This is a genomic window from Nonomuraea sp. NPDC049504, from assembly GCF_040676845.1.
Classification (GTDB): domain Bacteria; phylum Actinomycetota; class Actinomycetes; order Streptosporangiales; family Streptosporangiaceae; genus Nonomuraea; species Nonomuraea salmonea.
Window position 1 is genome coordinate 11,929 of record NZ_JBFAPT010000056.1, and the last position, 25,312, is coordinate 37,240.

General features: G+C 70.1%; 26 protein-coding genes and 1 pseudogene. 15 read left to right on the forward strand and 12 right to left on the reverse strand.

All coding sequences use genetic code 11. From position 1 onward, the window contains the following. Nucleotides 1-279: 279 nt before the first annotated feature. A complete protein-coding gene (locus AB0K28_RS49945; RefSeq protein ID WP_364385244.1) occupies nt 280-792 on the forward strand; it encodes a hypothetical protein in 513 nt (170 codons plus the stop codon). A gap of 124 nt (nt 793-916) precedes the next feature. Here the strand turns inward: AB0K28_RS49945 and AB0K28_RS49950 are convergent, their stop codons facing one another. Continuing rightward, on the reverse strand, nt 917-1,636 hold the full coding sequence (locus AB0K28_RS49950; protein ID WP_364385247.1) for a MerR family transcriptional regulator: 720 nt from the start codon (nt 1,634-1,636) through the stop codon (nt 917-919). A gap of 202 nt (nt 1,637-1,838) precedes the next feature. On the opposite strand from AB0K28_RS49950, the gene AB0K28_RS49955 reads away from it, so the two are divergent. After that, nucleotides 1,839-2,897, forward strand: a complete 1,059-nt coding sequence (locus tag AB0K28_RS49955) for a PrsW family intramembrane metalloprotease (protein WP_364385250.1) — start codon at nt 1,839-1,841, stop codon at nt 2,895-2,897. Nucleotides 2,898-3,001: 104 nt separating this feature from the next. On the opposite strand, the gene AB0K28_RS49960 is transcribed toward AB0K28_RS49955, so the two are convergent. Continuing rightward, nucleotides 3,002-3,544 carry a dihydrofolate reductase family protein gene (locus tag AB0K28_RS49960; protein WP_364385253.1) on the reverse strand — a complete coding sequence of 181 codons (543 nt, stop codon included), beginning with the start codon at nt 3,542-3,544 and terminating at the stop codon, nt 3,002-3,004. A gap of 138 nt (nt 3,545-3,682) precedes the next feature. On the opposite strand from AB0K28_RS49960, the gene AB0K28_RS49965 reads away from it, so the two are divergent. After that, entirely contained in the window at nt 3,683-4,273 is a 591-nt protein-coding gene (locus AB0K28_RS49965) for a TetR/AcrR family transcriptional regulator (RefSeq protein WP_364385256.1), read from the forward strand. A 254-nt stretch (nt 4,274-4,527) separates the two neighbouring features. On the opposite strand, the gene AB0K28_RS49970 is transcribed toward AB0K28_RS49965, so the two are convergent. Next, complete coding sequence (locus AB0K28_RS49970; RefSeq protein WP_364385259.1) at nt 4,528-5,475, reverse strand: YafY family protein; 948 nt, start codon at nt 5,473-5,475, stop codon at nt 4,528-4,530. An 86-nt stretch (nt 5,476-5,561) separates the two neighbouring features. Between AB0K28_RS49970 and AB0K28_RS49975 the strand changes: the two genes are divergently transcribed. Both AB0K28_RS49975 and AB0K28_RS49980 read left to right on the forward strand, forming a co-directional pair. Continuing rightward, on the forward strand, nt 5,562-6,260 hold the full coding sequence (locus tag AB0K28_RS49975; protein ID WP_364385262.1) for an alpha/beta fold hydrolase: 699 nt from the start codon (nt 5,562-5,564) through the stop codon (nt 6,258-6,260). Then, nucleotides 6,230-7,324 carry an epoxide hydrolase family protein gene (locus tag AB0K28_RS49980; RefSeq protein ID WP_364385265.1) on the forward strand — a complete coding sequence of 365 codons (1,095 nt, stop codon included), beginning with the start codon at nt 6,230-6,232 and terminating at the stop codon, nt 7,322-7,324. The genes AB0K28_RS49975 and AB0K28_RS49980 overlap by 31 nt, the downstream gene beginning before the upstream one ends. Nucleotides 7,325-7,406: 82 nt before the next feature. On the opposite strand, the gene AB0K28_RS49985 is transcribed toward AB0K28_RS49980, so the two are convergent. Continuing rightward, on the reverse strand, nt 7,407-8,084 hold the full coding sequence (locus AB0K28_RS49985) for a helix-turn-helix domain-containing protein (protein WP_364385268.1): 678 nt from the start codon (nt 8,082-8,084) through the stop codon (nt 7,407-7,409). A gap of 146 nt (nt 8,085-8,230) precedes the next feature. On the opposite strand from AB0K28_RS49985, the gene AB0K28_RS49990 reads away from it, so the two are divergent. The 6 genes from AB0K28_RS49990 (at nt 8,231) to AB0K28_RS50015 (ending at nt 12,825) form a co-directional block, all read left to right on the forward strand. Further along, nucleotides 8,231-9,439 (forward strand): cytochrome P450, encoded by a 1,209-nt coding sequence (locus AB0K28_RS49990; RefSeq protein ID WP_364385271.1) that lies wholly within the window; start codon nt 8,231-8,233, stop codon nt 9,437-9,439. Nucleotides 9,440-9,444: 5 nt separating this feature from the next. Next, nucleotides 9,445-10,371: an ATP-binding cassette domain-containing protein gene (locus tag AB0K28_RS49995; protein WP_364385274.1), complete on the forward strand. Its 927-nt coding sequence runs from the start codon at nt 9,445-9,447 to the stop codon at nt 10,369-10,371. Next, nucleotides 10,368-11,126 (forward strand): ABC transporter permease, encoded by a 759-nt coding sequence (locus AB0K28_RS50000; RefSeq protein ID WP_364385277.1) that lies wholly within the window; start codon nt 10,368-10,370, stop codon nt 11,124-11,126. Before AB0K28_RS49995 ends, AB0K28_RS50000 begins: the two co-directional genes overlap by 4 nt. 102 nt (nt 11,127-11,228) lie before the next feature. Beyond that, the gene (locus AB0K28_RS50005; RefSeq protein WP_364385280.1) at nt 11,229-11,438 is read left to right on the forward strand and encodes a hypothetical protein; all 210 of its coding nucleotides are present in this window, start codon (nt 11,229-11,231) and stop codon (nt 11,436-11,438) included. Between the two features lie 174 nt (nt 11,439-11,612). After that, nucleotides 11,613-12,212 (forward strand): DUF6230 family protein, encoded by a 600-nt coding sequence (locus AB0K28_RS50010; RefSeq protein ID WP_364385283.1) that lies wholly within the window; start codon nt 11,613-11,615, stop codon nt 12,210-12,212. A gap of 64 nt (nt 12,213-12,276) precedes the next feature. After that, nucleotides 12,277-12,825: a DUF6114 domain-containing protein gene (locus tag AB0K28_RS50015; protein WP_364385286.1), complete on the forward strand. Its 549-nt coding sequence runs from the start codon at nt 12,277-12,279 to the stop codon at nt 12,823-12,825. A 201-nt stretch (nt 12,826-13,026) separates the two neighbouring features. Here AB0K28_RS50015 and AB0K28_RS50020 read toward each other — a convergent pair whose 3' ends face one another. Together AB0K28_RS50020 and AB0K28_RS50025 are read right to left on the reverse strand one after the other, a co-directional pair. Then, nucleotides 13,027-13,671: a response regulator transcription factor gene (locus tag AB0K28_RS50020; RefSeq protein WP_364385289.1), complete on the reverse strand. Its 645-nt coding sequence runs from the start codon at nt 13,669-13,671 to the stop codon at nt 13,027-13,029. Beyond that, nucleotides 13,662-15,311 carry a sensor histidine kinase gene (locus tag AB0K28_RS50025; RefSeq protein WP_364385292.1) on the reverse strand — a complete coding sequence of 550 codons (1,650 nt, stop codon included), beginning with the start codon at nt 15,309-15,311 and terminating at the stop codon, nt 13,662-13,664. Before AB0K28_RS50025 ends, AB0K28_RS50020 begins: the two co-directional genes overlap by 10 nt. A 119-nt stretch (nt 15,312-15,430) precedes the next feature. On the opposite strand from AB0K28_RS50025, the gene AB0K28_RS50030 reads away from it, so the two are divergent. Further along, a complete protein-coding gene (locus AB0K28_RS50030) occupies nt 15,431-16,954 on the forward strand; it encodes a nitrilase-related carbon-nitrogen hydrolase (protein ID WP_364385295.1) in 1,524 nt (507 codons plus the stop codon). A gap of 134 nt (nt 16,955-17,088) precedes the next feature. Here the strand turns inward: AB0K28_RS50030 and AB0K28_RS50035 are convergent, their stop codons facing one another. Continuing rightward, entirely contained in the window at nt 17,089-17,289 is a 201-nt protein-coding gene (locus tag AB0K28_RS50035) for a hypothetical protein (RefSeq protein ID WP_364385298.1), read from the reverse strand. Nucleotides 17,290-17,398: 109 nt separating this feature from the next. Here AB0K28_RS50035 and AB0K28_RS50040 point away from each other — a divergent pair, with 109 nt between their 5' ends. Both AB0K28_RS50040 and AB0K28_RS50045 read left to right on the forward strand, forming a co-directional pair. After that, nucleotides 17,399-17,575, forward strand: a complete 177-nt coding sequence (locus tag AB0K28_RS50040) for a hypothetical protein (protein ID WP_364385301.1) — start codon at nt 17,399-17,401, stop codon at nt 17,573-17,575. A 2-nt stretch (nt 17,576-17,577) separates the two neighbouring features. Beyond that, complete coding sequence (locus AB0K28_RS50045; protein WP_364385304.1) at nt 17,578-18,252, forward strand: GAP family protein; 675 nt, start codon at nt 17,578-17,580, stop codon at nt 18,250-18,252. Nucleotides 18,253-18,295: 43 nt separating this feature from the next. On the opposite strand, the gene AB0K28_RS50050 is transcribed toward AB0K28_RS50045, so the two are convergent. From AB0K28_RS50050 to AB0K28_RS50060, 3 genes are all read right to left on the reverse strand, one after another. Beyond that, nucleotides 18,296-20,092: an alkyl sulfatase dimerization domain-containing protein gene (locus AB0K28_RS50050; RefSeq protein WP_364385307.1), complete on the reverse strand. Its 1,797-nt coding sequence runs from the start codon at nt 20,090-20,092 to the stop codon at nt 18,296-18,298. 280 nt (nt 20,093-20,372) lie between these two features. Further along, complete coding sequence (locus AB0K28_RS50055; RefSeq protein ID WP_364385310.1) at nt 20,373-20,717, reverse strand: hypothetical protein; 345 nt, start codon at nt 20,715-20,717, stop codon at nt 20,373-20,375. 284 nt (nt 20,718-21,001) lie between these two features. Further along, nucleotides 21,002-22,225 carry a GDSL-type esterase/lipase family protein gene (locus tag AB0K28_RS50060; protein WP_364385313.1) on the reverse strand — a complete coding sequence of 408 codons (1,224 nt, stop codon included), beginning with the start codon at nt 22,223-22,225 and terminating at the stop codon, nt 21,002-21,004. A gap of 999 nt (nt 22,226-23,224) precedes the next feature. Here AB0K28_RS50060 and AB0K28_RS50065 point away from each other — a divergent pair. Beyond that, complete coding sequence (locus AB0K28_RS50065) at nt 23,225-23,773, forward strand: DUF4865 family protein (protein WP_364385316.1); 549 nt, start codon at nt 23,225-23,227, stop codon at nt 23,771-23,773. A 37-nt stretch (nt 23,774-23,810) separates the two neighbouring features. Here AB0K28_RS50065 and AB0K28_RS50070 read toward each other — a convergent pair whose 3' ends face one another. Both AB0K28_RS50070 and AB0K28_RS50075 read right to left on the reverse strand, forming a co-directional pair. Further along, entirely contained in the window at nt 23,811-24,740 is a 930-nt protein-coding gene (locus tag AB0K28_RS50070; protein ID WP_364385319.1) for a DUF664 domain-containing protein, read from the reverse strand. A gap of 119 nt (nt 24,741-24,859) precedes the next feature. Next, nucleotides 24,860-25,312 (reverse strand): annotated as a pseudogene (locus AB0K28_RS50075) (adenosine deaminase); the annotation flags it as partial.

A 25,312-nucleotide genomic window follows, 5' to 3' on the forward strand; every position in this document is an offset into this window, starting at 1 on the left:
GGGCCGGGGCCCGCCGGGCCTGCTCCTTGGCCTGCCGGCCCTGGCCGTCTCGGGCGGTGAGCCGCGCGGGTGCGGGCATCGAGCGTTCCCTTCGCGTGCGGTCTCCCTGGGCTTCTGCCCAGGCCGTACGGCGCCCACCAGCTCAGGCCGTGCATCACAGATCCGTTGCAGTATGCAACGGTTGTCTGGCGTATCAGGACATTTCCGGATGAAATGGTCGTAGATCGCCTCGCGCCGGTGTGCGCAGGGCGAAGAAGGAAGCAGAGAAGGGATCTGGTTGTGTCGTGGTGGCTGCGCGCGCTCTGGACCGCCGCGGTCGGCCTCGTGACGGCCCTCCTCGCACTGACCTTCGTCCGCCTGCTCGAGATGCCCATCGAGCTGATCTTCGACACCGAGCTCCGCGTGCGGCTGAACAGGGACGTCCATCCGCGTCTCACGCCCGTGATCGGAGCGATGGAGGCGCTGGGCATCGTCGTGGCCGCCGCACTCGCCACGGCAGAACGGGGGACGAACCGGTTCCGCCTCACCGTCCTGGCCGGAGTCCTGATGGTCGCCGCGTTCGTGCTGTGGCTCGCCGTGGTGCGACCCGTGAACGGGATGTTCGCCACGTGGATGGCGCAATCCGTACCCGTCGACTGGCAGCACTGGCACTCCCGATGGACGCGGGGCCACATCGCGAGCGCCGTGCTGCTGAGCGGTGCCCTGGTGCTCCTGCTCACCGCCTTGACCGGGCCACGGCGCGTCGCGGGCCTCGGAAAGAGAACCCGGAGCCGCCCCGACGGCGCGCTGTAGGAGCGGGTTCAGCCGCATCGAGGTGACGCCGGCCAGGATGAGGAGGAAGGTCACCGCGCCACGCGCGTCATGCGGTTTCCAGCTCGGTCGCGGGGCGCCGGCGGTGCGGGCCGACGGCCCCGGGTCAGCCCAGGTGTTTCCAGATGCGCGTCAGGACGTCGAGCTGTGCCGGGTTGTAGAGGTCGAGCACGGCGCTGATCACCGCGGCGGTCGCCGCCTGCCGGCCGGTCGCCGCGTGCTCGACGGTGCGGGGCGGTGACGGGTGCTTGCCGTTCAGGGCGATCATCTGCGGAAGGATGTGCCGGGCGAGTCGTTCACGGGTCTCCTCGTCGGCGTCCGGCGCGAGCGCGTCGAACTCGTCGGTCACGTCATCGCGCTCGAAGTCGCGCAGGAGCGCCTGCCAGTGCGGGGTGTTGGCATCGCCGACCACCTGGGAGAGCACGGCGAACAGCGACCGGTCGGCTCGCGACAGCCGCGCGTCGGTCGCCGCAGCCGAGATGCCGAAGGGCAGGTCGGTCGGTACCGGCCGATCCCGTAGCTTCGCGATCTCCTCCCTCGCCTCCTCCAGCCGCGCGATCGTGGCGGCGAGTTCGGCGTCCACGGCGCGCAGGGTCTCGTCGAGCTGCTCCGGCTCGTCCTCCATCGCCGCGATCGCGGCGAGCGAGAAGCCGAGTCCGGTGAGACGGCGGATCTGCACGAGCCGCACGAGATGCTCGGTTCGATAGACCTTGTAGCCGTTCGGCAGCCGTTCAGGTTCGTCGAGCAGGCCGATCTCGTGGTAGTGCCGGACCGTACGCAGGGTCGTCCCCGCGAGTCGTGCGACTTCCCGCGTGCTCCAGCTCATGCCGCCTCCCTCCTCATGACCGGCCGATTTGAGTATGCCGCAACGGCACGGTGTCCCCTGGAGCAGCGACCGCAGACCTGCGGCGCCGAGGTACCGACGAAGGAACACAGCAATGCGCACATCGACGAGACCCGCGCGCAGCCGCACGTGGGCTCTCCGGCTCTTGTCGGCAGGAGCCGCGTGGCTCTTCTCCGTAGTCTGGGTGGCCACGCAGGCCGGTTGGAGCGGGGTGGCGGCAGGACTGCCGCTGTCCGCCCTGGTCACCCTTCCCGTCGTGGGCGCGTTCCGCTGGCTCGACCGCTGGGAGCCCGAGCGGCCGCGTCGCCTGGCGTCGGCGTTCGCGTGGGGAGCGTCGTTCGCGGCGTTCTGCTCGATCTGGTCGCAGCAAGGACTTCAGGCCGTCGTCGACACCACCATGGGTACGGACGTCGGCGCGTGGTTCCGCCCGCTGGTGATCACCCCGGTCACCGAGGAGATCCTCAAGGGCTTGTTCCTGGTGTGGCTGCTGGTGTACCGCCGCAGGCAGGTCACCGGCCTGCTCGACGGCGTCGTCTACGCCGGGCTCGTCGGCGCCGGGTTCTCCTTCACGGAGAACATCCTCTACTTCGGTCGCATCATCACGACCTTCGCCGCGTCGGACACGTCCGACGTCAAAGCCGTCGCCCTGCTCGGGGCCGGCTTCTTCCTGCGCGTGGTGATGGTGCCGTTCTTCCACCCGCTGATGGTCGCCGTGTTCGGACTCGGCATCGCCGCAGCCGCGAACAAGCGCGGCCGAGGCGCACGCCTGGGGCTCGCCCTCGCCGGGCTGTTCGTCGCGATCGTCCTGCACGGCGCATGGGACTGGGCGGGGCTCGCCGGAAGCGATCCATACCTGATCTACAAGATCTACGGAGCCGTCATGATGCCGGTGTTCCTCGCGATGCTGGTCCTGGCACTGGTCGTACGCAAGCGCGAAGGGAAGATGATCGCCGGGGCCCTGCCGGCGCTGGCACAGGACGGCCACGTCGCTCCCGACGAGGTGGCACCCCTCGCGAACCTCGCCGAACGCCGCCGCTGGAGGCGAGCCGTCCGCCGCCGCTCGGGCCGAGCGGCGGCTCGCGCCACCGGCCGCTACCAGGCGGAAGTGAGCACGCTCTGCCTCCTAACGATCCGAACCCCCGGGGACCGGGTTGGGCTCGACGAGCAGATACAGGCGACGGCCGTGGCGAGAGCGGGCATGCTTGCGGCTCAGGCTTCGAAGCCGTTGCTGAGCAGCTCATGAATGTCCGATTGCCGGTTCGCCCACGGGCTCGGCACGGTAGTCGTGGTCGCGGGCCAGCTGAGAGCAACCGCAACCTGGCCGACCTGGTGGCCGAGCAACTCTGGCTAACGGAGGACTCGGTAGCGAAGATGAGTCTCACTCGCGAAGGCTGATGTATCGAGGCGCTCAAGTTCGATGTGCCGCCCAAGGCCTACGAACAGCGAGATGCCGTCGCCGAGCAGGACCGGCGCCACGTCCAGGTGGAGCTCGTCGACGAGACCGAGCCGCAGGCACTGTCGTGAGATGGTTCCTCCGAGCAGGCTGACCCAGCCGTCCCCGGCCGCTTGCGTGGCCAGCCTGACGGCCTCGTTGATGTCGTCGACGACGAAGTTGTACGTGGTGCCGTCGCGCTCGATCGGCTCATGGGCGCTGTGGGTCATCAGGTAGACCGGGACCTTCAGCATGCCGCCATACGGGATCTCGCCGTCCTCGATGGTCTGGGTCTTGTTCGCGCCGCCGACCACCGCGCCGATCCGGCTCATCACTGTCTCGACGACGACGTCATCCTCGGGAGCGGAGGGTCGGCCGAACATCCAGTCGACCCCGCCGTCCTTCGTGGCCATGAACCCGTCAAGAGTGATGGTCGCGTGGACGATCACGGTAGCCATGAGCCGCTCCTATCTCCGAGAGGTGAGTCGGGCGACTCGCCTCTATCAACCTAATCGTGGTCGTAATGGTGAGTCAAGGAACTCGCCTCGTGAGATACTGAACGGATGACACGTGGACGCTCCTCGTACCACCGTGCGGTGGCCGCGACCAATCGCGAGGCGATCCTCGGCGCCGCCGCTCAGCTCTTCCTGGAGTTCGGGTACGACCGCACGCCACTGGCACGTGTCGCCGAGCGCGCAGGGGTGTCCAAGTCGACGCTCTTCAAGCAGTTCCCGACCAAGGCCGAGCTCTTCGAGGCCACGGTGCTCGCGGCAGGCGGGTCGCCGGCTCCGGAACCGGTCGAGATCCCGACCGGCGACCTCTACGCCGGGTTGGTGGTGCTAGGCCGGGCGTATTCGGAACTGTTGACCCGTCCTCGCATGGTCGCTCTGATGCGAACCGTGATCGCCGAATCGCACCACTTCCCCGAACTGCGCGAGCGCACCTTCGACTTCGGCACGCTGCCTGTCCTGCAGGCGCTGGGGCGCTATCTGCGGGAGGCACACTCCGCAGGAAGCGCCGACATCGATGATCCGGATCTGGTATCCGCACAGTTCCTCGGCATGATCGCTTCCGCGGTCTTCTGGCCGCGCCTCACGCACGGTACGTGGTCGATCACCAAGGAAGAACGGTCGCGAGCGGTCGACGAAGCGGCCCGGACGATCGCCGCGCGCTTCGCGACTCCCTGACAATCCCCCGTGGGAGGGCTCGGCCCGGTTCGTCGTCGTCGGGCTCTTGCGGGACGTCGCTGGTGAGGGGCACTAGGTCGCCGGGGAGGCCGACGGCGGCCTGCGCGGGGCGGATCAGCCCGAGGCTGCGGACGCGGGCCGGCGTCCGCTTGAGTCGGCGGACGATCCCGAGCCCGCGCTTCGTGGGTGAGCTTGTCGTTCGCCTCCTGGTAGGAGAGCCGGTTCAGGTAGCTCTCGATGTCGGCGCCCGACGGCTACGCTCCGGGACGGGAGCGGGCGACGGCCAGGGTGAGCGCGGTGACGTGCTCGGCGAGGGCCGTGACCAGCGCGGGCGGGCTGCGGACGGTGAAGGGCCAGGGCAGGCCGGTGAGGATGCGCGCCATGGCGGGCAGGCTCTCCGCGCCGCTGACCAGGAGCACGCCGCCGTCGGGGCAGGCGTGCAGGTCGCCGAAGGTGGCCGGCAGGTGGTCGCGGGCGGTGTCCAGGTCGGTGTCGAGCCATACCTCGGTGCGGTGGGTCCAGGCGCCGAGCGTCAACGTGTGCAGGACGTGGGTGACGGGGTCGAAACCGCCGGGCGGGGTGAATGTGCCGGGCAGTTCGGCGGCGTCGCTGATCCGGTCCAGGCGGTACATGCGGATGGCCGCGCGCAGATGGTCGTGTCCGACCAGGTACCAGCGGCGTGCGTGCACCACGAGCCCATACGGGTCCACCTCGCGTGCGCCGCGGGTGTGCTCGATCCGGACGGTGTGCCGCGCGTGGACCGCCGCGGCCAGCGTCAGCGCCAGGTGGGGTTCGGGAGTCAGCGGGCCTGCTGTCGCCGAGGTGGCGGCGATCAACGCGGTGACGCGCCGGCGCAGCGGCGCGGGCAGGACACGGTTGAGTTTGACCAGCGCCCGGTCGGTCGGGCCGGGCTCTCCCACCTGTTCGTGCTGCTTGCCGGTGGCCAGCGCGACCGCGACGGCGACCGCTTCGTCATCGGCGAGCATCAGGGGCGGCAGGCGCACGCCGCGGGCCAGCCGGTAGCCGCCGTAGCGTCCGCGGACGGACTCGACGGGGATGTCCATGTCGCGCAGGGCGGTGATGTAGCGGCGGACGGCGCGGGCGTCGACGTCCAGGCGCCGGGCCAGTTCGTCAGCGGGCACCAGGCCGCGGTCTTGCAGGATTTCCAGCAGTGCCAGGACACGAGTCGCGGGACGGGACACGGTCGCGATCCTAATGAGGGCAGAAAGCGTCCACAATCCTCCCTAGTCTTGCGCCGGTAAGACATTGATCGGAAGGAGTCGACGCGATGTCGACCATCGTTCTCGTCGGCGGTTCGTTTCTCGGCGCATGGGCCTGGGAGCGTGTCACGCCGCTGCTGACCGCGTACGGCCACCAGGTGCATCCGCTGACGCTCACCGGTTTCGGCGACCGCGCGCATCTGGGCTCGTCGGACACGACGCTCACCACGCATGCCCGCGACATCACGGCCGCGATCGAGTACGCCGGGCTGCGCGAGGTGGTGCTCGTGGCGCACTCCTACGGCGGAGCCCCGGCCACGATCGCCGCGACCATGATTCCCGGACGGATCGCCCGGCTGGTCTACCTCGCCGCGCTGCTGCCCGAGCCGGGCCGGAGCCTGTTCGACATCACTCCCGCGCCCGTGGTCGAAGCGATCATGCGGACTGTCCGGGACGGGCGGATCCCGGTGATGAGCGACGAGATCATCGACGCCGGCTTCGGCGAGCACGGGCTCACCCCCGAGGACCGGGCCTGGCTGCGGGCACGCGGGGTCGGCCAGCCGATCGGCACCTACCAGGACCCGGCGCCGGCCGACCTGCGTGCGGTGCAGGGGCTGCCCCGTACCTACATCGCCTGCGCGGCCGACCCGGGCGGCCCGCCGCGTATGCCGGGCTTGGAGGTGATCACGCTGGACGCCGGGCACTGGCCGATGATCACCGAACCGGAGTCGCTGGCATGGGTGCTGGACGAGGCGGCCCGGTCATGATGCGGCCGTACCGGGTGAGGATTGCGCAGGAGAGCCTGGACGACCTGGCCGCCCGGCTGGCCGCGGCCCGCTTCACCCGCCCGCTGCCCGGCCACGGGCTCGGCGTGCCCGCCGACCGCGTCCGGCACCTGGTCGAGTACTGGCGCGACGGCTACGACTGGCGCGCCTGGGAGCGGCGGATCAACGTCCACCCGCAGTTCATGACCGAAATCGATGGGCTTGACGTGCACTTCCTGCACATCCGTTCGGCCCGGCCGGACGCCTTGCCGCTCATCCTCACCCACGGCTGGCCGATGTCGGTCGCGGAGTTCCTGCCGCTGATCGACCGGCTGAGCGACGCCTTCCACCTCGTCATCCCCTCAGTGCCCGGCTTCGGGTTCTCCGGTGTACCGCGCGAGCCGGGCTGGAACCGCCGCCGCGTCGCCGCGGCATGGGCGGAGCTGATGCGCCGGCTCGGTTACGAGCGCTACGGCGCGCACGGCAACGACGTCGGCTCCTTGATCTCCATCGAGCTCGGACGCCTGGATCCGTACCGCGTCGTCGGGGTGCACGTCACCCAGATCTTCTCCCTGCCGTCCGATGATCCGGCGGAGCGCGCCCTGCTGGGACCGGACGACCGGGCGAAGCTGGCCGCCCTGGAACGCTTCATGGCCGGCCGGAGCGCCTACCTCGCCCTCCAGTCCACCCAGCCGCAGACCCTGGCGCACGCGCTCGCCGACTCCCCGGTCGGCCAGTTGGCCTGGAACCTGCAGCTGTTCGGCGACGCGGTGAGCGACGACTACATCCTCACCAACGCCGCCATCTACTGGCTGACCGACACCGCCGGCAGCTCGGCCCTGATCGGCTATCACGGCAACCGGCCGCCTGCCGGACCGTCATCGATCCCCCTTGGCCTTGCCTGTTTCTCCGACGACTTCTTCCCCTCCATCCGCCCGCTCGCCGAACGCGACCACAGCGCCATCGTGCACTGGAACACCTACGACAGAGGCGGACACCATGCCGCGCAAGAGGAACCTCAACTCCTCGCCGACGACCTCCGCACGTTCTTCACCACGAACCGGTGACGGCCCCGGCCCGCAGCCATGGTGAGCAACAGTGATCGCCCGGCTGCACATCGCCACAGCGGAAACGATCCCAGCGCTCTGATCACGGCGGGAGGTCGCGCCAGCGTTCGGCCGAGGCCAGAGCGTCCAGGCTGATCCGCTCCAGGAACGCACCGCCTCTGGTCAGGCGGCGTCCCACGGGCGTGTCGAGCCCGAGCGTCTGCCCGGCCGTCTTCGTGATCTCCGCCGCCGCGAGTGTCTGCCGGGCGCTGATCACGGTCGAGTGGTACCAGGCGTCGTCGTCGACCACGTACAGGTCGCGGCGCCGCTGCGGATCACGTTCGCGCCTGATCAGCCCCTGCTGGGTCAGGTAGCCCACCGCCATGGAGATCGAAGCGGGACTGACGTTCAGTCCGCGCGAGAGCTCGGCGGCGGTGAGCCTGCCGTTCTCGCTCAGCCACAGGCCGATGAGCACGCGCGCCACCATCTTCGGCAGGCCCATGCCGACCGCCAGCTCGACGGCTCCCTCTTCCACCTCCACGACCGTGCGGTCGTGAGGTTCGGGGGAGCGGGCCGGCGTGCGGCGCCGTGCCCGCCGCGCCGCCGCCTGGTGCGCTCGCTCGGGGCGGTAGTCGCCGGGGCCGCCGTTGCGGCCGACCTCCCGGCTGATCGTGGACGTCGGCCGGTCCAGCCGCCTGGCGATCTCGGCGTACGAACGTCCTTCGGCGAGGCCGGCCGCGATGCGCTGGCGGTCCTGCCGCGTCAACCTTCCCTCTGGCATGACGTCAGTATTGCGTTCGGCACCATGCAATGCAACGAATCATTGCATTCGGATTCAGCGCCAACGCACCAATTTAACCGCCTTGGCCTGCATGAAAGTACTTCTGTGAATTGACGGAATTTCTGAAGGCAACGTAGCTTTCAATCATGTCGAACGCGAACTATCGCGTGGAGCCGGTCACTTTGTCCCTGGACCGCGCACCCGCGTGCCCCTTAGATCCCGCCCCTTCGCTCACCGCCCTGCGCGCGGAGCAGCCGATCGCCCGCCTGGCCGTGCCCGAGGGCGCTCCGGGCGTCTGGATGATCACCGGTTACGACCTGGTCCGCCAGATTCTCGCCGACCCACGCTTCAGCTCCCGCTACGAAACGCACTACCATCCCCTGGCGGGCGGCCACCTGCCGCCCGCTCTCGCTGGCGACCTGACCGGCATGGACGCGCCCCAGCACACCCGTTACCGCAAACTGCTGGCTGGCAAGTTCACCGTCCGCAGGATGAACCTGCTCACCGAGCGGGTCACCGAGATCACCCGCGACCGGCTCGACACGATGGAGCGGCAGGGGCCGCCCGCCGACCTCGTCGAGGTCTTCGCGCAGCCGGTTCCCGCACTGATGATCTGCGAGCTGCTCGGCGTGCCGTACGAGGACCGCGACCAGTTCCAGAACTCCACCCGGACCCTGCCGGACGCCGGGACCGCTGAGGCGCAGTACGCCGCCTTCGCCGAGCTCGGCACCTACCTGCGGGAGCTCGCGCTCGCCAAGCGGGCCAAGCCGACCGACGACCTGCTCAGCGACCTGGCCACCGGCGGCGACCTGACCGACGAGGAACTCGGCGGCGTGGCCGCGTTCCTGCTCGGCGCCGGGCTCGACACCACCGCCAACATGCTCGCACTCGGCACCTTGGCGCTGCTGCGCGACCCGGCCCAGCTTGCCGCCCTGCGCGGCGACCCCGATCTGGCCGTCGGCGCCGTGGAGGAGCTGCTGCGTTACCTGTCCGTCGCCGCCACCGGTATGCGCGGCGTGCTGGAGGACGTGGAGCTCGGCGGCAGGTGGCTCAAGGCGGGCGACACGGTCATCCTCGCGATCAACGCCGCCAACAGGGACCCGGCCAGGTTCCCCGAACCCGACGTGCTCGATCTGCGCCGCTCGGCCGCCGGGCATCTGGCCTTCGGCCACGGCGTCCATCAGTGCCTCGGTCAGCAACTCGCCCGCATCGAGATGCGGGTCGCGTTTCCCGCGCTGCTCACCCGCTTCCCGACGCTGCGGCTGGCCGTACCGGCTGAAGAGCTGTCGTTGCGCACCGACCCCTCGCAGGTGTACGGCGTGCACAGCCTGCCCGTCACCTGGGATCGGGGGTGAACGCGATGCGTCCCTTCGTCTCGGTGACGGGACTGCGGAAGTCCTACGGCGCCCACCGCGTCCTGGACGGCATCGACCTGTCCATCCGGCAGGGCACCGTCTTCTCGCTGCTCGGCCCGAACGGCGCAGGCAAGACCACCACGGTCCAGATCCTGTCCACCCTGGTCAAGGCCGACGCCGGCGAGATCCGGGTCGCCGGGCACGACCTGGCCACAGAACCCGACAAGGTGCGCGCCGCGATCGGCGTCACCGGCCAGTTCTCCGCGGTCGACAGCTTCCTGACCGGCGAGGAGAACCTGCGGCTCATGGCCGACCTGCTCCACCTCGGCCGGGCCGAGGGCCGCACGCGCGCCCGCGAGCTGCTGGAACGCTTCGACCTCACCGACGCCGCGCGCAAGCCCGCGGCCACCTACTCGGGCGGCATGCGCCGCCGGCTCGATCTCGCCATGACCCTCGTCGGCACCCCCAAGCTCATCTTCCTCGACGAACCGACCACGGGCCTGGACCCGCGCAGCCGCCGCACCATGTGGCAGATCGTCCGCGACCTCGTCCAGCAGGACGGCGTGACCATCTTCCTGACCACCCAATACCTGGACGAGGCCGACGAACTCGCCGACCGCATCGCCCTGCTCAGCCAGGGCTGGCTGGTGGCCGAGGGCAGCCCTGCGGAACTCAAGCGCATGGTCCCCGGCGGACACATCGTCGTACGCTTCGCCGACCCCGACGGTTACCTCAGGGCGGCCTCCCACCTGAGGGCCACCTCATACGACGAGGAGTCCCTCACGGTGCAGATCCCCGACACCGGCGTCGACGCGCTGCGCAGACTCCTGGAACGGCTCGACACGCAGGCCGTGGACGTCGCTGAACTGTCGGTGCACAAGCCCGACCTGGACGACGTCTTCCTCGCCCTGACCGAGGAGCCCACGCGATGAGGGCGATCATCGACTCCGCGACCATGCTGCGGCGCCAGATCAGGCACATGTGGCGCTACCCCACGCTGATCCTCACCTACGCGGGCGTCCCGGTGGTGCTCCTGCTGCTGTTCGTCTACGTGCTCGGCGGCATCATGGGCGCCGGGATCGGCGGCGACCGCGCCGCCTACGCCGCTTACATCACCCCCGGCATCATGATCATGACGATCGCGAGCGCCGCGCAGGGGACCGCGATCTCGGTGGCCGTGGACATGACCGAGGGCATCGTGACCAGGTTCAAGACCATGGCCATCGCCCGCGTCTCGGTCCTGACCGGGCACGTGCTCGGCGCGCTGGTCCAGAACTTCGTCGCGATCGCGGCGGTGACGCTGGCGGCCCTGCTGATCGGCTTCCGCCCCGCCGCCTCCGCGCTGGACTGGCTCGGGGTGGTCGGCGTGCTGGCGATGTTCACCTTCGCCATCACCTGGCTGGCGGCCGCGATGGGCATGGTCACCAAGAACGTGGCCACGGCCAGCAACCTGCCGATGCCGTTGATGCTGCTGCCTTTGCTGGGCAGCGGCGTGGTCCCGCCGGAGTCGATGCCGGGCCCGCTGCGCTGGTTCGCCGAACACCAGCCGTTCACGCCGGTCATCGAAACCCTGCGCGCGCTGCTGGCCGGGCGGCCCGCGGGAGCCGGCCTCGCGGCGGCGGCTCTCTGGAGCGCGGTCATCGCGCTGGGCGGATACCTGTGGGCACGCAGGCTCTACAACCGGTGAGGGCAGACGTGTTCAAGCGCATTCTTCCAGCACGTGACCTGCTCGTTCGGGCGCCGTTGGTCGGTGAGTACCTGCTGGGCAGCGTCGCCACCAACGCGACCGATGATCATCGGGCTCAGTCCGCTCCATAGCGGTGGCGCGCTGCTGATCCTGAGGTGGCCCGCCGGTGGCGGCTGGGGTGGCCGGGGGATCATCCTGCTCAAGGCCGGCCTCACCGTGTCAGCCGTCCTGTTCCCGCTGGGCGGCGCGGCCGGGCCGGCGTCCTGGCTCCCCACGTTGCTCGCCCTGGTGGGGATCAGCGTTGACCGATGAAGAGTGCGCCCTTCTAGATATCGGCAAATCTGTCCAGCCGCACGCCATAAGCGCCGCGATCTCCGGCGTGTAGGCCACCGAGCACCGTGGACGTCCCGCATGCTGGCACTAGAACGACCTGTGACTTTCTGTAACATCGCTGGCCCGCCTGGGGGCCGGCGTGAAGTGGGGCGCATGATGGCCGAACAGGGACGCGTGCGATGGAAGCGCTTCGGCCTGATCCTCGTTCCCGTCGCGGCAATGACCTCGCTGCTGATCGGCAGCACAGCTCAGGGAGTCATCGGCGCCACCTTCGTGGTCTCCGGCCGCGGTTTCAAACTGTTCGCCGGTGAGTTGCGCGGTCAGGGCTTCTCCTTGGCCACCGACGTGGACCGGACCAAGAAAGGCCGGCTGGTCCCCGTCATCGTGGCCGGCGTGCGGCGGGCCGCGGTCAGGGAGTTGTGTTCGAGCGCGCTGGTGAAGACGCCTGTGGGCACGGTGACGCTCCTGCTGACCGGCGGCCAGGACGGCAATGAGGTCGCCATCGACGATCTGGTGATCGATGTGTCGGTGGGACAGACCGCGGCCTCCATCCGCGACCTTGAGCTGGGCCGGGATGCCAGCACTCTGGACGAGGTTCCCGCCGGCAGGGGGCGGGCCGGCACCTTCGGCGGCCAGGCCAGAGTGGTGACCCTGCGCGACGTCAGGCTAGGCGCCAGGGCTGTCACGGCCGGCACGTTCAGCCTGCCCGACCTCGGTCTCAGGCTGTTGCACGGTGAGCACGAGTGCTACTGAGGTGGAGCCGGCCCCGGCCTGGCGGAGAGCGGCGGGCGCGGCGCGAGATGAAGGGTGCGAGATCATGAAGTCGTGGCGGCGTTCCCGGCCGTTCTGGGCCGGGCTGTTCATCGTGGCGGCGGGGACGGAGCTCCTTTCCATCCCGCTCGCACTCGACGCTCTGCCCGTGGCCCTCATGTTCGGCACCGTGGGGGCCGGCTATCTCATCGCCCTCATCTTGATCATCGCGGGGATGCTCGTGTGGCTTCAGCCCGCCCAGCGGGTTTTCCTCGGTCTGATCGCGGTGCTGCTGTCTCTGGCGTCCTTCGTCCACTCCAACCTGGGCGGCTTCCTGCTCGGCATGATCCTGGGCCTGCTGGGCGGCATGCTGGCCATCGCCTGGACCCCTATCAGCCGGCCCGCCGGCCGCTTGGACACCGTCACCGTGCGGAGCGTCCTGGCTGCGGTCCGGGCCTTCCCCTCACGCCTGGGCGTGCCGCGGTGGAAGACGGCCATCACAGTGGGGCGGCGCTGTCGGCGGCTGGTCGTGCCCATGAGGCGAGCCCGTATCGAGGCCGATCGTGTGCCGGCGGACAGGAGGTCTCCCGCGAAGCTGCGAGAGCCGGCAGGGTAGCGGGGCACGATGGCTTCCCCGAGGCGAAGCGCGCGGAAGGCCGGGAAGGCGGGCAGCACGGGATGACGCGAGCGCGTTGCGACGCCGCGATGCCGGTGCCGCGCAGCGGTCGCTGACCTGCGATGACGCAGGGCCCTTCATGTCTCGGTTGGTCACGGTGTTGGATCAGGAACTGGGCCTGGCCCTCGCGCGCGTGTGCGGTCATCGGCGGAGATGGGCGAGGACGGCCAGGACACGGCGGTGGTCGTCGGCGTGGGCGGGGATCTGGAGTTTGCCGAAGACGGCGGCGATGTGTTTCTCCACCGTGCGCTCGGCGATGCCGAGCCGCCGGGCGATGGCGCCGTTGGAGCGGCCTTCGGCCATGAGAGCGAGGACTTCGCGTTCGCGGTTGGTCATCGTGGCCGGACCGTCGGCGGCCTGGCGGCGTCCCAGGAGGAGAGCGACCACCTCTGGGTCCAAGGCCGAGCCGCCGCGCGCCACCCGCCGCACGGCCGCGGTGAGTTCCTCCAGGTCGGCGACCCGGTCCTTGAGGAGGTAGCCGACGCCGCGAGGGTCATGGCCGAACAGTTCGAGCGCGTACGTCACGCGTACGTGCTGCGACAGCACGAGCACGCCGGTCGCCGGGTGACGGGCACGGATCTCCCGGGCGGCGCGCAGTCCCTCGTCGGTGTACGTGGGCGGCATGCGGATGTCCACGACCGCGACGTCCGGCCGCTCCGCCTCGACCAGGGTGAGCAGCCCGTCGTGGTCAGCCGCGGTGCCGGCGATCTCGAAGCCTGCCTCGGCCAGCAACCGGCTCAAACCCTCCCGCAGGAGCACCGCGTCGTCGGCCACGATCACGCGCATGGCAGCACCGCGTCCACCGTCGTGCCTGTTCCCGATCGGCTGGTGATCGTCATGGTGCCACCGAGCGCCTCCACCCTGTCCCTGAGGCCCCTGAGCCCGCCGCCGTGCGGATTCGCGCCGCCGACGCCGTTGTCGCGGACGGCGATGGCGACCTCTCCGGGCGCCGCCGTGACCTGAACGGAGACCCCGGTGGCACGGGCGTGTTTGGCGGCATTCGCCAGCGCTTCGGAGATCACGTAGTAGGCCGTCGCCTCCACAGGATCGGAAAGCCGGTCAGCTGAGTGCCATCGGAGGTCGACCGGAACGGGGAAGGACCAGGTCAGTTCTGAGACGGCGGCACGCAGGCCGCGTTCCGAGAGAATCGCGGGATGGATGCCCTGGCTCAGCCTGCGGAGATCGTCCAGAGCGGTGGCCAGGCCGGCGCGGGACTCCGCCAGGACCGTACGGGCACCGTCCTGCTGGTCCAGCCGGGAATCCAGCAGGGCCAGGCCCATCGCGACCGAGATGAGCTGCTGCTGAACGCCGTCGTGCAGGTTACGTTCGATCCGGCGCCGCTCGGCCGCCGCGGCCTCGACCAGCCGGACCCGGGACGCCTGCAACTCGACCAGCTTGGCACGCAGTTCGGCGTGCAGGTGGCGGTTCTGCAGGGTCAGCCCGGCGGCTGCCGCCACCGCGTCGAGGAGTTCGGGCTCGGCCAGCAGCGCCCGGTCGTGGATGACGGCCCCGATGGTGTCGCCGTCGCACCTCACCAGAGAGGCCGCCTGGCGACCTCCCTCAGCGGGCATGGCCACCGGACGGCCGTGGACGTCGACGAAACGATCCTGGCCGGCCGCCCGATAGGCGATCCGGAGCGACGGGTCACGCAGTGCCCGGGCCAGCCCCACGTCGAGCTGCTCGTACCGGCCGTTCCCGGTGAGGAGATCGGCCACCTCGGCCCTGCGCAGCCGCAGGTCGAGCAGCCCGGCCAGGAACGCGACAGGGACAGCCGCCAGCGCCGCCGTGAACAGCGCGAACAGCGGCCACTGCCAGCCCGGCGCGAGCCAGACGCTGAGCACGTTGGCGGCCAACGCTATGCCGGCCAGGGCCCCAGCCCACAGGTGGGACCTCATCTCGTGCCGCTCGACAGGCCCGGCCCGCCACCACCGCATGGCCAGCACCGTGACCGCCGCGATCAGCAACATGATCCCGGCACCGTACTCGACGCCGGTCAGTACCGCCGCCATCGGGCCCGCTGGCAGAAGAGCGGCGGCCGCGTGTACTCCCAGCACATCGGCATAGCCCAGCGCCACGAGGGCGCGCAGCGGCCGGGTGCGCAGTCTGCCCGTGGGGAAAGCGAGCAGGAGGTGCCCGACCAGCGCCACATAGAGGTTGTTCAGGGCGTGACCGATCACCACCCAGGGAGCGGTGTGCGTCCAGGTCAGCAGATGAGCGAACCAGGCGAAGCCGACGGCGGTCATCAGCGCTCCGGTGCGCAGCCGCGGACGGCGTACCCGGGCGAGCACGCCCGCGATCGTGAACGACCAGCCCACCAGCGGCGTGAGCAGCACGAACACGATGGTCAGCCCGCCCGAAGAGCCCACGACGACCACGGTCATGATCACGCCGAAGACAAGGAGCACGGCGGGAATCACGCGCCACATCGGAAACATCTCACCATTTAACGCCTTACCAGCCCCGACCCGACCATACGTGCCAGCACCCAGTACTCGCTGGTGGCAGCACGCTTCACCTGGCCGGACGTGCTCGCCAGACTGCCAGGATGATTGACACGTCACGCAGGGAAGACAGCATTCCCCGTTTTCTCTGGCTGGCCGCAGGCGGAGGTTTGTCCATCCTGGGCTGGCACGGTCCCTGGCAAGTGGCCGTCGCAGCCTGGTTGTTCCCCGTCTTCCTGATGCGGTTCGCCCGCCGCAGCCGGGTCCTGCCCGGCTTCGCCGCCCTGTGGCTCGTCCAGGCCATCGGGGGACTGGCGTGGCTGTACCAGACGGGCCTGCTCGTCAGGCTGCCCGCCGGGGTCTCGGTACTCGTGGTGACGGCCGTGGCCGCCCTGCTGGCCTTGCCGTTCCTGCTCGATCGCCTCCTCGCGCCCCGCAGGGAGATCGCGGGCAGCCTGGTGTTCCCGCTCGCCTGGGTGACCGTGGAATTCCTGCTCGCGCAGATGACCCCGTTCGGCGCCTTCGTCGTTCTCGGCACCACCCAGCACGACGACCTGCCGTTGATCCAGATCGCATCCGTGACCGGCGCGTACGGTGTGAGCTTCCTGGTGACCTGGTGTGCCCCGGTCGTCAACCAGGTCTGGCAGCGGGGCCTCAGCCGGCCCCTGCCGGTTCTCATCTACGCGGCGGTCCTCCTCGCGGTGCTGGCCGGGGGCGGCGCCCGGCTGGCGTTCTTCCCGCCGTCCGCGGCGTCGGTACGCGTCGCCGCCATCAGCCCGTCCACGGCCGCCGCCGAGGCCAGAGCGGCCGCCACCGCCCGGCTGCGCGCGCAGTACGGATCGTTCGAACAGGTCCTGGCCCGCGCGCCGGAGGCGCAGCGGCAGGCGCTCGCCGGTGCGACGGACGAACTGCTGGCACGCAGCGAGCAGGAGGCAGCCGCCGGCGCCAGAATCATCGCCTGGTCGGAAACCGCTGCCTGGACCATGCAGCGGGACCTGGACGCCTTGCTCTCCCGGATCCGGACACTGACCGCACGGCATCACGTCTACCTCGTGGCGGGCCTGTCCGTATACGCCGACCAGGCGCCGTACCTGCGCAACAAGACCATCATGGTCACCCCCGACGGCCGGGTCGGCTGGGACTACGACAAGTCCCATCCCACACCGATGGAAGGGCTGGTTCCCGGCACCGGCCAGGTCCCCGTCCTCGACACCCCCTACGGGGGGCTGGCCGGGGTCATCTGCTATGACGCCGACTTCCCCGCGCTGATGAGCCAGGCCGCCGGACGGGCAGGTCTGATGGTCGTGCCGTCCCGGGACTGGCAGGGCATGGACGCCGCCCACGCGCAGCGAGCGATCTTCCGCGCCGTGGAGAACGGATATGCCCTGCTCCGCCCGGCCGATCACGGGCTGTCCAGCGCAGTCGACCCACAGGGGCGCATGCTCGCCACAGCCGACTATTTCGCCGCCGGCCAGGTCTCCATGGTCGCCTACCTCCCCGTCCAGGCGGTGCGGACGGTTTACGGCACGGTGGGAGACCTGTTCTCCTGGCTCTGTCTGGCCGGCGTGGTCGTGCTGATCGTCTCCGGCGTCAGGCGTCCCGACCCGTCCGTACGCCGGACGGCCTGATGCCGTGAGCCCAGAGTCAGCGATCAGGTTACATCGTCGATCAGCTCAAGCGTGGAGTCACGATCGCGCGCCGCCCTGGACGGTGGCGAGCGCTTCGTCCACCACGATCGCGACCGACGACTCCTGGCTGACACTCAGGAAGGGGGGCCCGCGAGCAGCGCGTACCCGATCATCGCGCCGAGTGCCGTGTACAGGCCCGACGCCGCCGGCAGGCCCGCCAGCGGTGCGGAGGCGAACGCCTGCGGCACCAGCGCCGCCGGCGGATCCGGGCGCGGCCATGCGCGCCGGTAGCCGCACAGAGCCCCACCCGGGAACGGCGGACCGGCCCCCCGCATCTACCCTCGACGGACTCTTCTGGTTCCTCGCCAACAACAGGGCAAGGGAACGCTCGGGAGAGCATCGTTCCTGCTCAGAAGGGGTACGTCAGCCGCACGGGGGTGAGGCGTGCGTGCGGTGCTGGGGGAGCCGTTGCCGCTTTCGCCGCACTGGCCATCCCGCTCAATGTCGGCTCCGCGCGGATCGCCGGGCCGCCACCGGTGGCCGACCTGTGCCCAGGCGCTCGTCTGCGCGGCGGTGTTCCTGCTGTTCTACGCCTTCGAACCGGGCTTCCTGGGAGAGTGACCATGGGTAAGGCCTTCGCCGACATGCTGCCCTACACCCTCGGCCTGATCGTCTCGCCCTTCCCGGTGGTGGCCGTCATCGCCCTGCTGATCAGTGCCAACGGCCGCGCCAAAGCGCTGCTGTTCGAAGCCACCTGGCTGCTCATGAGCTGGATCGTGCTGATCGTCCTCATCGCCGTGCTGGGTTCGGCCGGGGCTGCCGGACACGCCCGGCCGGCGTGGGTCGCCTGGCTCGCTCTGATCATCGGTGCGCTCCTGCTGGCGATGGCCGTCACGGGAGTCCGGCGGGCCGCCCGCCGCCGAGAAGGCGTGGCCCCTCAAGTGCCCCGCTGGCTCGCCGCCATGGACACCCTCACCCCATCCAAGATCATCGGCGTGGCGGCGCTGCTCATCGTGGCCAACCCGGTCAACCTGGCCTCCCTGGCGGGCGGCGCCATCACCGCCGCCCACGAGCCGCTGCCTCTCGGCCGGCAGTTCGTCCTCACCGCCGTGTTCGTCGTCATCGGCAGCATCGGGGTGCTCACCCCCTACGCCACCGCGCTCAGTGCGGGCGGCGAGCAGCGCCTTCAGCGGATGCGCGACTGGCTCATCCGGCACAACGGCGCCCTGTCCCTGCTCCTGATCCTGGTCTTCGCCCTGCTGTTCCTCGCCAAAGGCCTGCGCAGCCTTCTTGGCTGACGCCGGAGTCGCCCGGGGTACGACTCCCGGGCCATCGGCCGGGTTACGGCGTCACGATCGCGAACGCTGGCTCCGGATCCTCCAGGACGGCGGTCAGGCGGCGCAGGACCTCCATGTCGCCCTCATGCTCGATGCCGCCGGACTGCCGGCCGGTGAGCAGGCCGAGCAGTTGCTGATGGGTGAGCGTGAGCGTCAGGTCCGCAGGCTGCGGCGGCGGGTCGGCCTGGTGGATGAGCGCGCCGTTGGACAGCGTGGTGCGGTGGCGCTGGTTCAGGTCCGTCAGGTGCCAGTCGATGGCCAGGCTCTCGTTCCACGCGCGGGGCCCGTCGACGCGGATGGCCAGGGAGTCGAAGATCTGCTCGACGGTGAGGGCGGCGAGCATTTCCGGCGAGGCGGTGTCGAGGTCGGCGGGGACGACGCCGCTGGTCAGTTCCAGCGCGCCGACCAGGTAGAAGTTGCGCCAGGTGCCGTTCTCGCAGCCGTGGCCGAGCCGGGTGTAGACCTCGGCGAGCATCGAGCGCGCCTGATTGTCGTGCTCGTCGGCGAAGACGGCGTGGTTGAGCAGCGTGGCGGCGAACCGCAGGTCGCCGTCGTCGAGGTAGCGGCGGGCGTAGGCGAGGACGCCGTCGCGTCCGCCCATGCACTCGACGTAGCGGCGGGCCTGCTCGACCGGTGGGTGCTCCCACAAGTGCGCCGGGTTGCCGTCGAACCAGCCCAGATAGCGCTGGTAGATCGCCTTGACGTTGTGGCTGACCGAGCCGTAGTAACCGTGGGTGTGCCACGCCTGCTCCAGAGCCGGAGGCATGCGCATGGCCTCGGCGATCTCGGTGCCGGTCATGCCCTTGTTCAGCATGCGCAGCGTCTGGTCGTGCAGGTAGGCGTACAGGTCGCGTTGCTGCGACAGGAACGTGACGATGTTCTGCGTGCCCCAGGTGGGCCAGTGGTGCGAGGCGAAACAGACCTCGGCCTGGCCGGCGAACAAGGCGATCGCCTCGGTCAGATAACGCGACCAGACACGCGGGTCACGGACCAGCGCGCCGCGCAGCGTGAGGATGTTGTGCAGGTTGTGCGTGGCGTTCTCGGCCATGCACAACGCCCGGCGCTCAGGGATGAGGAAGTTCATCTCCGCCGGCGCCTCGGTGCCCGGGGTGAGCTGGAAGACGAGCCGCACGCCGTCGAGCGTTTCCTCCTGCCCGGTGCACGTGATGTCCTTACTCGGCGGGATGAGAGAAATGGTGCCGGTCGAGGTGGTCATGCCCAGCCCGGTTCCGATCTGCCCTTCCGCGGAGCGGGGCAGAGCCGGGCCGTACATGTACGTGGCGCGGCGGTTCATCGCCGTGCCCGCGTAGACGTTTTCCGACACCGCGTGGTGCATGAATCCGGCCGGGGCCAGGATCGGCACGCCGCCGTCGGTGACGCCACGCACTCCGCCGAAGTGGTCGGCGTGGGAATGGGTGTAGATCACCCCGGTGACCGGGCGGTCTCCTCGCTGCTCGCGGTAGAGCTTCAGCCCGGCTGCGGCGCATTCGACGGACAGCAGCGGGTCGATCACGATGACGCCGTGCTCGCCCTCGATCAGGGTCATGTTCGACAGGTCCAGGCCGCGTACCTGGTAGATGCCGTCGGTCACCTCGTACAGGCCCTGCTTGACGCACAACTGTCCCTGCCGCCACAGGCTGGGATGCGCGGTGTCCGGGCACTCCTGCTCCAGGAACCGGTAGGAGTCGCTGTCCCACACGACATGGCCGTCGGCCCTGACCATCGCAGGACTGAGCGCGGCCACGAACCCGCGGTCAGCGGCCTCGAAGTCCGCCCGATCACCAAAGGGAAGATCTGCCATGGATGCGGCCTCCCCGCCGACGACCCCGCTCCGCCGCCACCCGCCGGAACCTTCGCCCGCCCGTGACCATCTCTTTGACGGCCGCGCGGATGCCGGCAGCGTCTGACCAGCCGTTGATCGGGATTCTGCGCGCTCAACGCCTCAGGCTTCGACGTGCCCTCAGCCGCCCGGGGGCCATCGCGGTCACGTCGCGCAGGGTGCGCTTGCGCCTGGCTGAGCCGCCTCCTTCATGCCACGCGTCGCGCCCATGGGGGAGCGGGAGGGGGCGCCGCTCGCCACTTCAGGAGAAGACGACGGAGCGCACCAACAGGCGCTCGGAGGCGCCTGCGCCGGGACGCAGGCTGTAGAAGACATCCCCCCTGCAGCCGGCCTCGAGGAAGACCGTGGCTGTTGAGTCGGTCAGGTTCTTCGGCGCGTAGGCGGCCGACGTGCCGTCAGAGCCCGCCCTCTGGAGGTCGATGCAGGTCCTGCTCTGTGGGTTGTTGATGAAGCCGACGGCGTCGTATCCGTCGGCGGTCTGATAGGAGTAGCGGAACTGGCCCATGGCGGCCGATGCGGAGGCGGGAACGGCCAGAACCAACACGAGGGAGCCGCCGACGGCGGCCAGGGCAGAGTGCAGACGCATGGCTCTCCTCTTCGCGAAGCAAAGAACACTGACTGTAATCATTAAGTCACATTCTGTGTCTGGCGTCGAGCGCGAGAACGTGCCGAGCATGACTGAAAGCGCTGATGAGAGGGGACGCCTCGGCAGATGATCCAGGCGAGTCGATGGGCGGCGTATGGGAGAGTGTGACTACGCGGCTGTCGCGGTCGCCTGCGATGGCGCGGCAGCGGTTCCCGCCCCCGGACCGCACCATCGAGCCTGCCGAGCAGGGCCAGCATCACGGGTGAGACCGGCCGTGGACCAGATCAGGGCCGGCTCCTAGGCGCGTCCGTGTCGCAGGGCTGGGCGCTGGGGTTGCGGTAGAGGGCCAGCAGGCAGCGGCCGAGTGCCTGCTGGCCGAACGCGTTGGGGTGCATGGCCTCCTGCTGGTGCCCCTGGCTGATCTTGGCGCCGACGGTGCCGTACCGGACCCACTCCATGGTGTCGCCGAGGTCGGCGGCGTCGTCCAGTGTGCCGGCTTGGCGGGTGGCCCGCTCGCACAACGCGTGGCCCTCCACGGCGCCCAGCATGCTCAAGAACTCCGCGCCGGTCGCGGTGGCCACCCGGCGCAGCATGGCGTCGATCGCGGGTGCCAGGGTGTCGTGCATCAGGTCGAAGTCGGCGTCCCACAGCGGGCAGCCGCCTACGAGCGTCCGCGTGGCGGTCTTGCCGCCGCTGCCCTCGCTGTAGCGCACCCGGGCCGAGGAAGGCACCGGAGAGGGATAGGACTGCAGGATCAGCCGGTAGCCGGCGGAACGGGCCGGCGCCTGGCTCATCACCTGGCGGATCTTCTGCACCGCCAGCGTCACCTGCTGCTCCACCGCCGGTAGCGCGGCGAGGAACCGGTCGCCCTCGCCCGCGGAGGCGCAGGAGCGCCGGTCGCTCGCCATGTACAGGGCTGCGCAGCGGCGCAGCATCCCGGACAGGTTCAGGTCGTTGCCGCCGATCGAGAGCACGACCAACTCGACCTGCCGGGTGGCGGCCACCTGGGCCAGCAGGTCGGCTTGGGAGGCGGTGTTCTCCTTGAACGCCTCGCTGATGACGTGCCGGGTCTCCGCCCCCGAGCAGGCCAGGTTGATCGGGGTGAGCCCGGCACGGCGCAGCCCGGTGATCTCGGCGACGTCGGAGCGGTGACATCCGGTGCCCGCTCCGTGCAGGGCCGTGTCGCCATAGACCCGCTTGGCGTCGTAGCGGCAGATCAGATGCCTACGATAGGCGGCCCGGTCGGTTCCGCCGCGGGTGCAGCCCGCGGCGGCGGCCACCGTGCTGTTGCCCCACCACCGGCCCGCCTCGCCGGAGATGAAGCTGTCCCCCAGGGACACCGCCACCTGCTCGGGCGCCTGGGCCCGAGCCTGGGCGGGCACGGGAACGGCCAGGGCCGTCGCGCTCAACGCCAGGATCGCCAGGACCCGGCCGGCACGCCCGGCACGGCGCAGGCGGCGGGAGGCGGCGGGAACACTGCGGGGGTACTGCTGGGCGGTAGCGCTCACTGCTGTTCCTTCACTGCGGGTGGGAAACGCCTTCGAGTCGGGTCTTCGGCGTGCGGAAGAACGCGAACGCATGTCTGACCACGGCGTTCGGGGCTGCTGGAGATCTGGTGGCTGCTCTCTCAGGTCAGCGGGCGGTACGAACGCGGGTCCAGTTCAGGGGAGCCGGCGGTACCGGGTGCTGAGCACGTACGGCGGCGGGTGGAGCCGCCGTCCAGGCCGAGGTGGTCGACGATGGGTGGTGTCGTTCCTTCGCGTGGGGAAGCGCACACGCACGCTCATTCGGTTTCGCCAGCTCATGCGGGACGCATCAGATGGGGTGGGCCGGGCGAGCGGGTGAGCTGCGACGGCGGGCAGGCAGGTGGCCGTTCAGGCGGCGCTCAGGACGGGATGGGAGCTGGGGTGGGTGGCATGGGCAGGTGCATGTGACACTTCCTTTCCGCCGGGGCACGTAAACACGTAGCGTAGTCAGTAGTAACTGTGCGTTGATGTATCGCTTGGGTGAGGAGACTCTGTCCTGCATGCGATGCCTGAGCGCGCGGCGCTCTCGTGCTGATCGCCGCCGGGGATCCGGCTCATCTCGGATCCGGGCGATGAGCCCCGAGGCGATGCGATTGTCTCAGGTTGGCGAGGTTCGATGTCGCCGACTACATCGTGGGGGACTGTACCTACTAGTATGTACGATAGTGGCATGGAACACGGGACCGTTTGATGTTCGCGACGCGAGAGCTGCTGTGGGTGCGCGGTTACGCCGCGACCAGTCCGAAGGACATCCAGGTCGCGGCCTCGAGGCTGGCGGCGTACGAGGTCACGTTCGCCGCCGGTGCACGCACCCATCCCGCCCGGGGCCCCGCACTGGCACGGAGCCGGACCGTCGGGACCCATGACACATGTCGCCACTCCGGAAGCGGCAGCCGACGGTGGCACGGTGACGTGGAGCGGACCCGTCTCAGACGCCACGTACAACGACTACCGGCCCACCACCCGGGAGGAAGCCCACTGATGTATGCCATGCAGTACGCGGTCCCGTTGCCGGCCGACTACGACATGCGGATCATTCGCGACCGCGTCGCCCGATCCGGCCATCTGCTCGACCGGTTCGGTGGCCTGGACTTCAAGGCGTACCTGATCAGGGAGAAGGCCAACGGCGCGGAGGCCAACGAGTACGCCCCGTTCTACGTCTGGAACGACATCGACGGGATGAGGGCGTTCTGCTGGGGGGAACCCGGATACTCCGCGATCGTGCGTGACTTCGGCCGACGTCCGATCCAGGATTGGACCATTGTCGGCGTCACGACGGGGCCCGGTCGACTCGACCAAGCCCGATCGATGCGGATGGCAACGCGACCGCTGCCCGCCGGCGTCGCCCCGGCACAGGTCATGGAGAACCTCACCGGCGACTTCCTCGCCTCGACCGGCCCGTCGGCCGTGCGGAGAGTGGCCGCGGTCGACGTCACGACATGGACTTTGCTGCTGGCCACATTGAGCACCGACCCGCCCAGGAGCGCGGACTACGAGGTCCTTCACGTCTCGCCCGGACCCCGAAGCTGAGGCGACCGATCGCCGGGGTGACGGCCGTGTGCCGTCCTCACAGCCCGATCGTTCCGTCGATGCGTTCACGGAGCAGGTCGGCATGGCCGTTGTGCCGGGCGTACTCCTCGATCATGTGGATGAGCACCCAGCGCAGCGACACGCGTCCGCGCCACTCGTCGTGGCCCTCCAGGTTCAGGTCGGGTGCGTCGGCCGTGAACGCGTCGGCGAACGCCACCTCGCTGCGCCATGCCTCCCATGCCTCCGCGACGACCCGCCGATCGGGCGCCGCGCCGTCGAAGTCCCCATCGGGCCGGGTGGCCGAAGAGAAGAGAGGCGGTGCGTCATGGCCGGCCAGGACGCGCCGGAACCAGCGACGTTCCACGTCGGCCAGGTGGCGGACCAGCCCCAGCAGCGAGAGGGTGGAGGGCTCGACCGACCGGCGGGACAGTTCGGTGTCCAGGCCGGAGCATTTCATCTCCAGAGTCGAACGTTGTGCTCGCAGGAAGTCCGTGAGCATGCGCCGCTCGTCGCCCGTCGCAGGCGGGTCGAACCGGCGGTCATCGGCCGTGGGGAACATCTCGGCTCGCCTCCGCCGGCCGTCCGCGCCGGGGACAGGCGGGCCCTGTTCGTGAGGAAGGTGTTCGGTCGCTGCCGTGACATGGTCGCGTGGACCGAACACCGCGACGGCGACCTGGTCGTCGCGGTCGCGGGGCTGCTGGTCGAGACCTACGGTGATCAGCTCGTCTCTGGCGCGCGCCGTGGCGTACAGCTCGCGCAGTTGCTCTGGTGTGGCGCGCAGGACGGACACCGGGTGCGGGTTCTGGCCGGGGGCGAGGTCAGCTGGGACGTCCATGGCATCGGGCGCCGGGGGAGCGGACGGCAGCCGTCGGCCCATGCTGAGCCCGAGCACGGCCGCGGCGTTCACGGCCGACGGGGCCGGCAGATCGGCGCTGATGACGAGGACCAGTTTCGTGAGCGACGCCATGAGGATGTGCACTCCAGGGGTGGTGGTTCCGGCGCATCGGGTGGAGCCGGTTGCGCGCTGGGAGCGCGCAACCGGCCCGATCGGCTGTTGATAGGGCCGTAGGCGTCCGGCGGGGGAGGTCAGGACGATGCCGGCCCCACCGCCCCGCCAAGGCCCGTCGCCCCGTGGGAGCCGGGCACGTCGCCGAACGCGGCGGCCCGCGCGTGCTCCTGGCACCGCGCCTCGTGGTCGCCGGTCCAGCCGTACCACTCCCTCATCCGCTGGAACTCGCGGGTGACCGTGGTGCCGGAGGTGGTGCGGGCGTCGGTGGAGATGGTGACGGCCAGCCCCTCGGCCAGCAGGCGGTCGGCGGGATGGGCGGCGGTCTCGCGTACCGCCCCGGTCTGCAGGTTGCTGGCCGGGCACATCTCCAAGGCGATGCCGTCACGCCTGAGCCGGTCGAGCAGGGCGGGGTCGTCCGCCGACCGCACCCCATGGCCGATGCGCGCGGCGCCGAGCACGTCGAGCGCCTCCCACACGCTCTCCGGCCCGGCCGCCTCGCCCGCGTGCACGGTGACGGGGAGCCCGGCGGC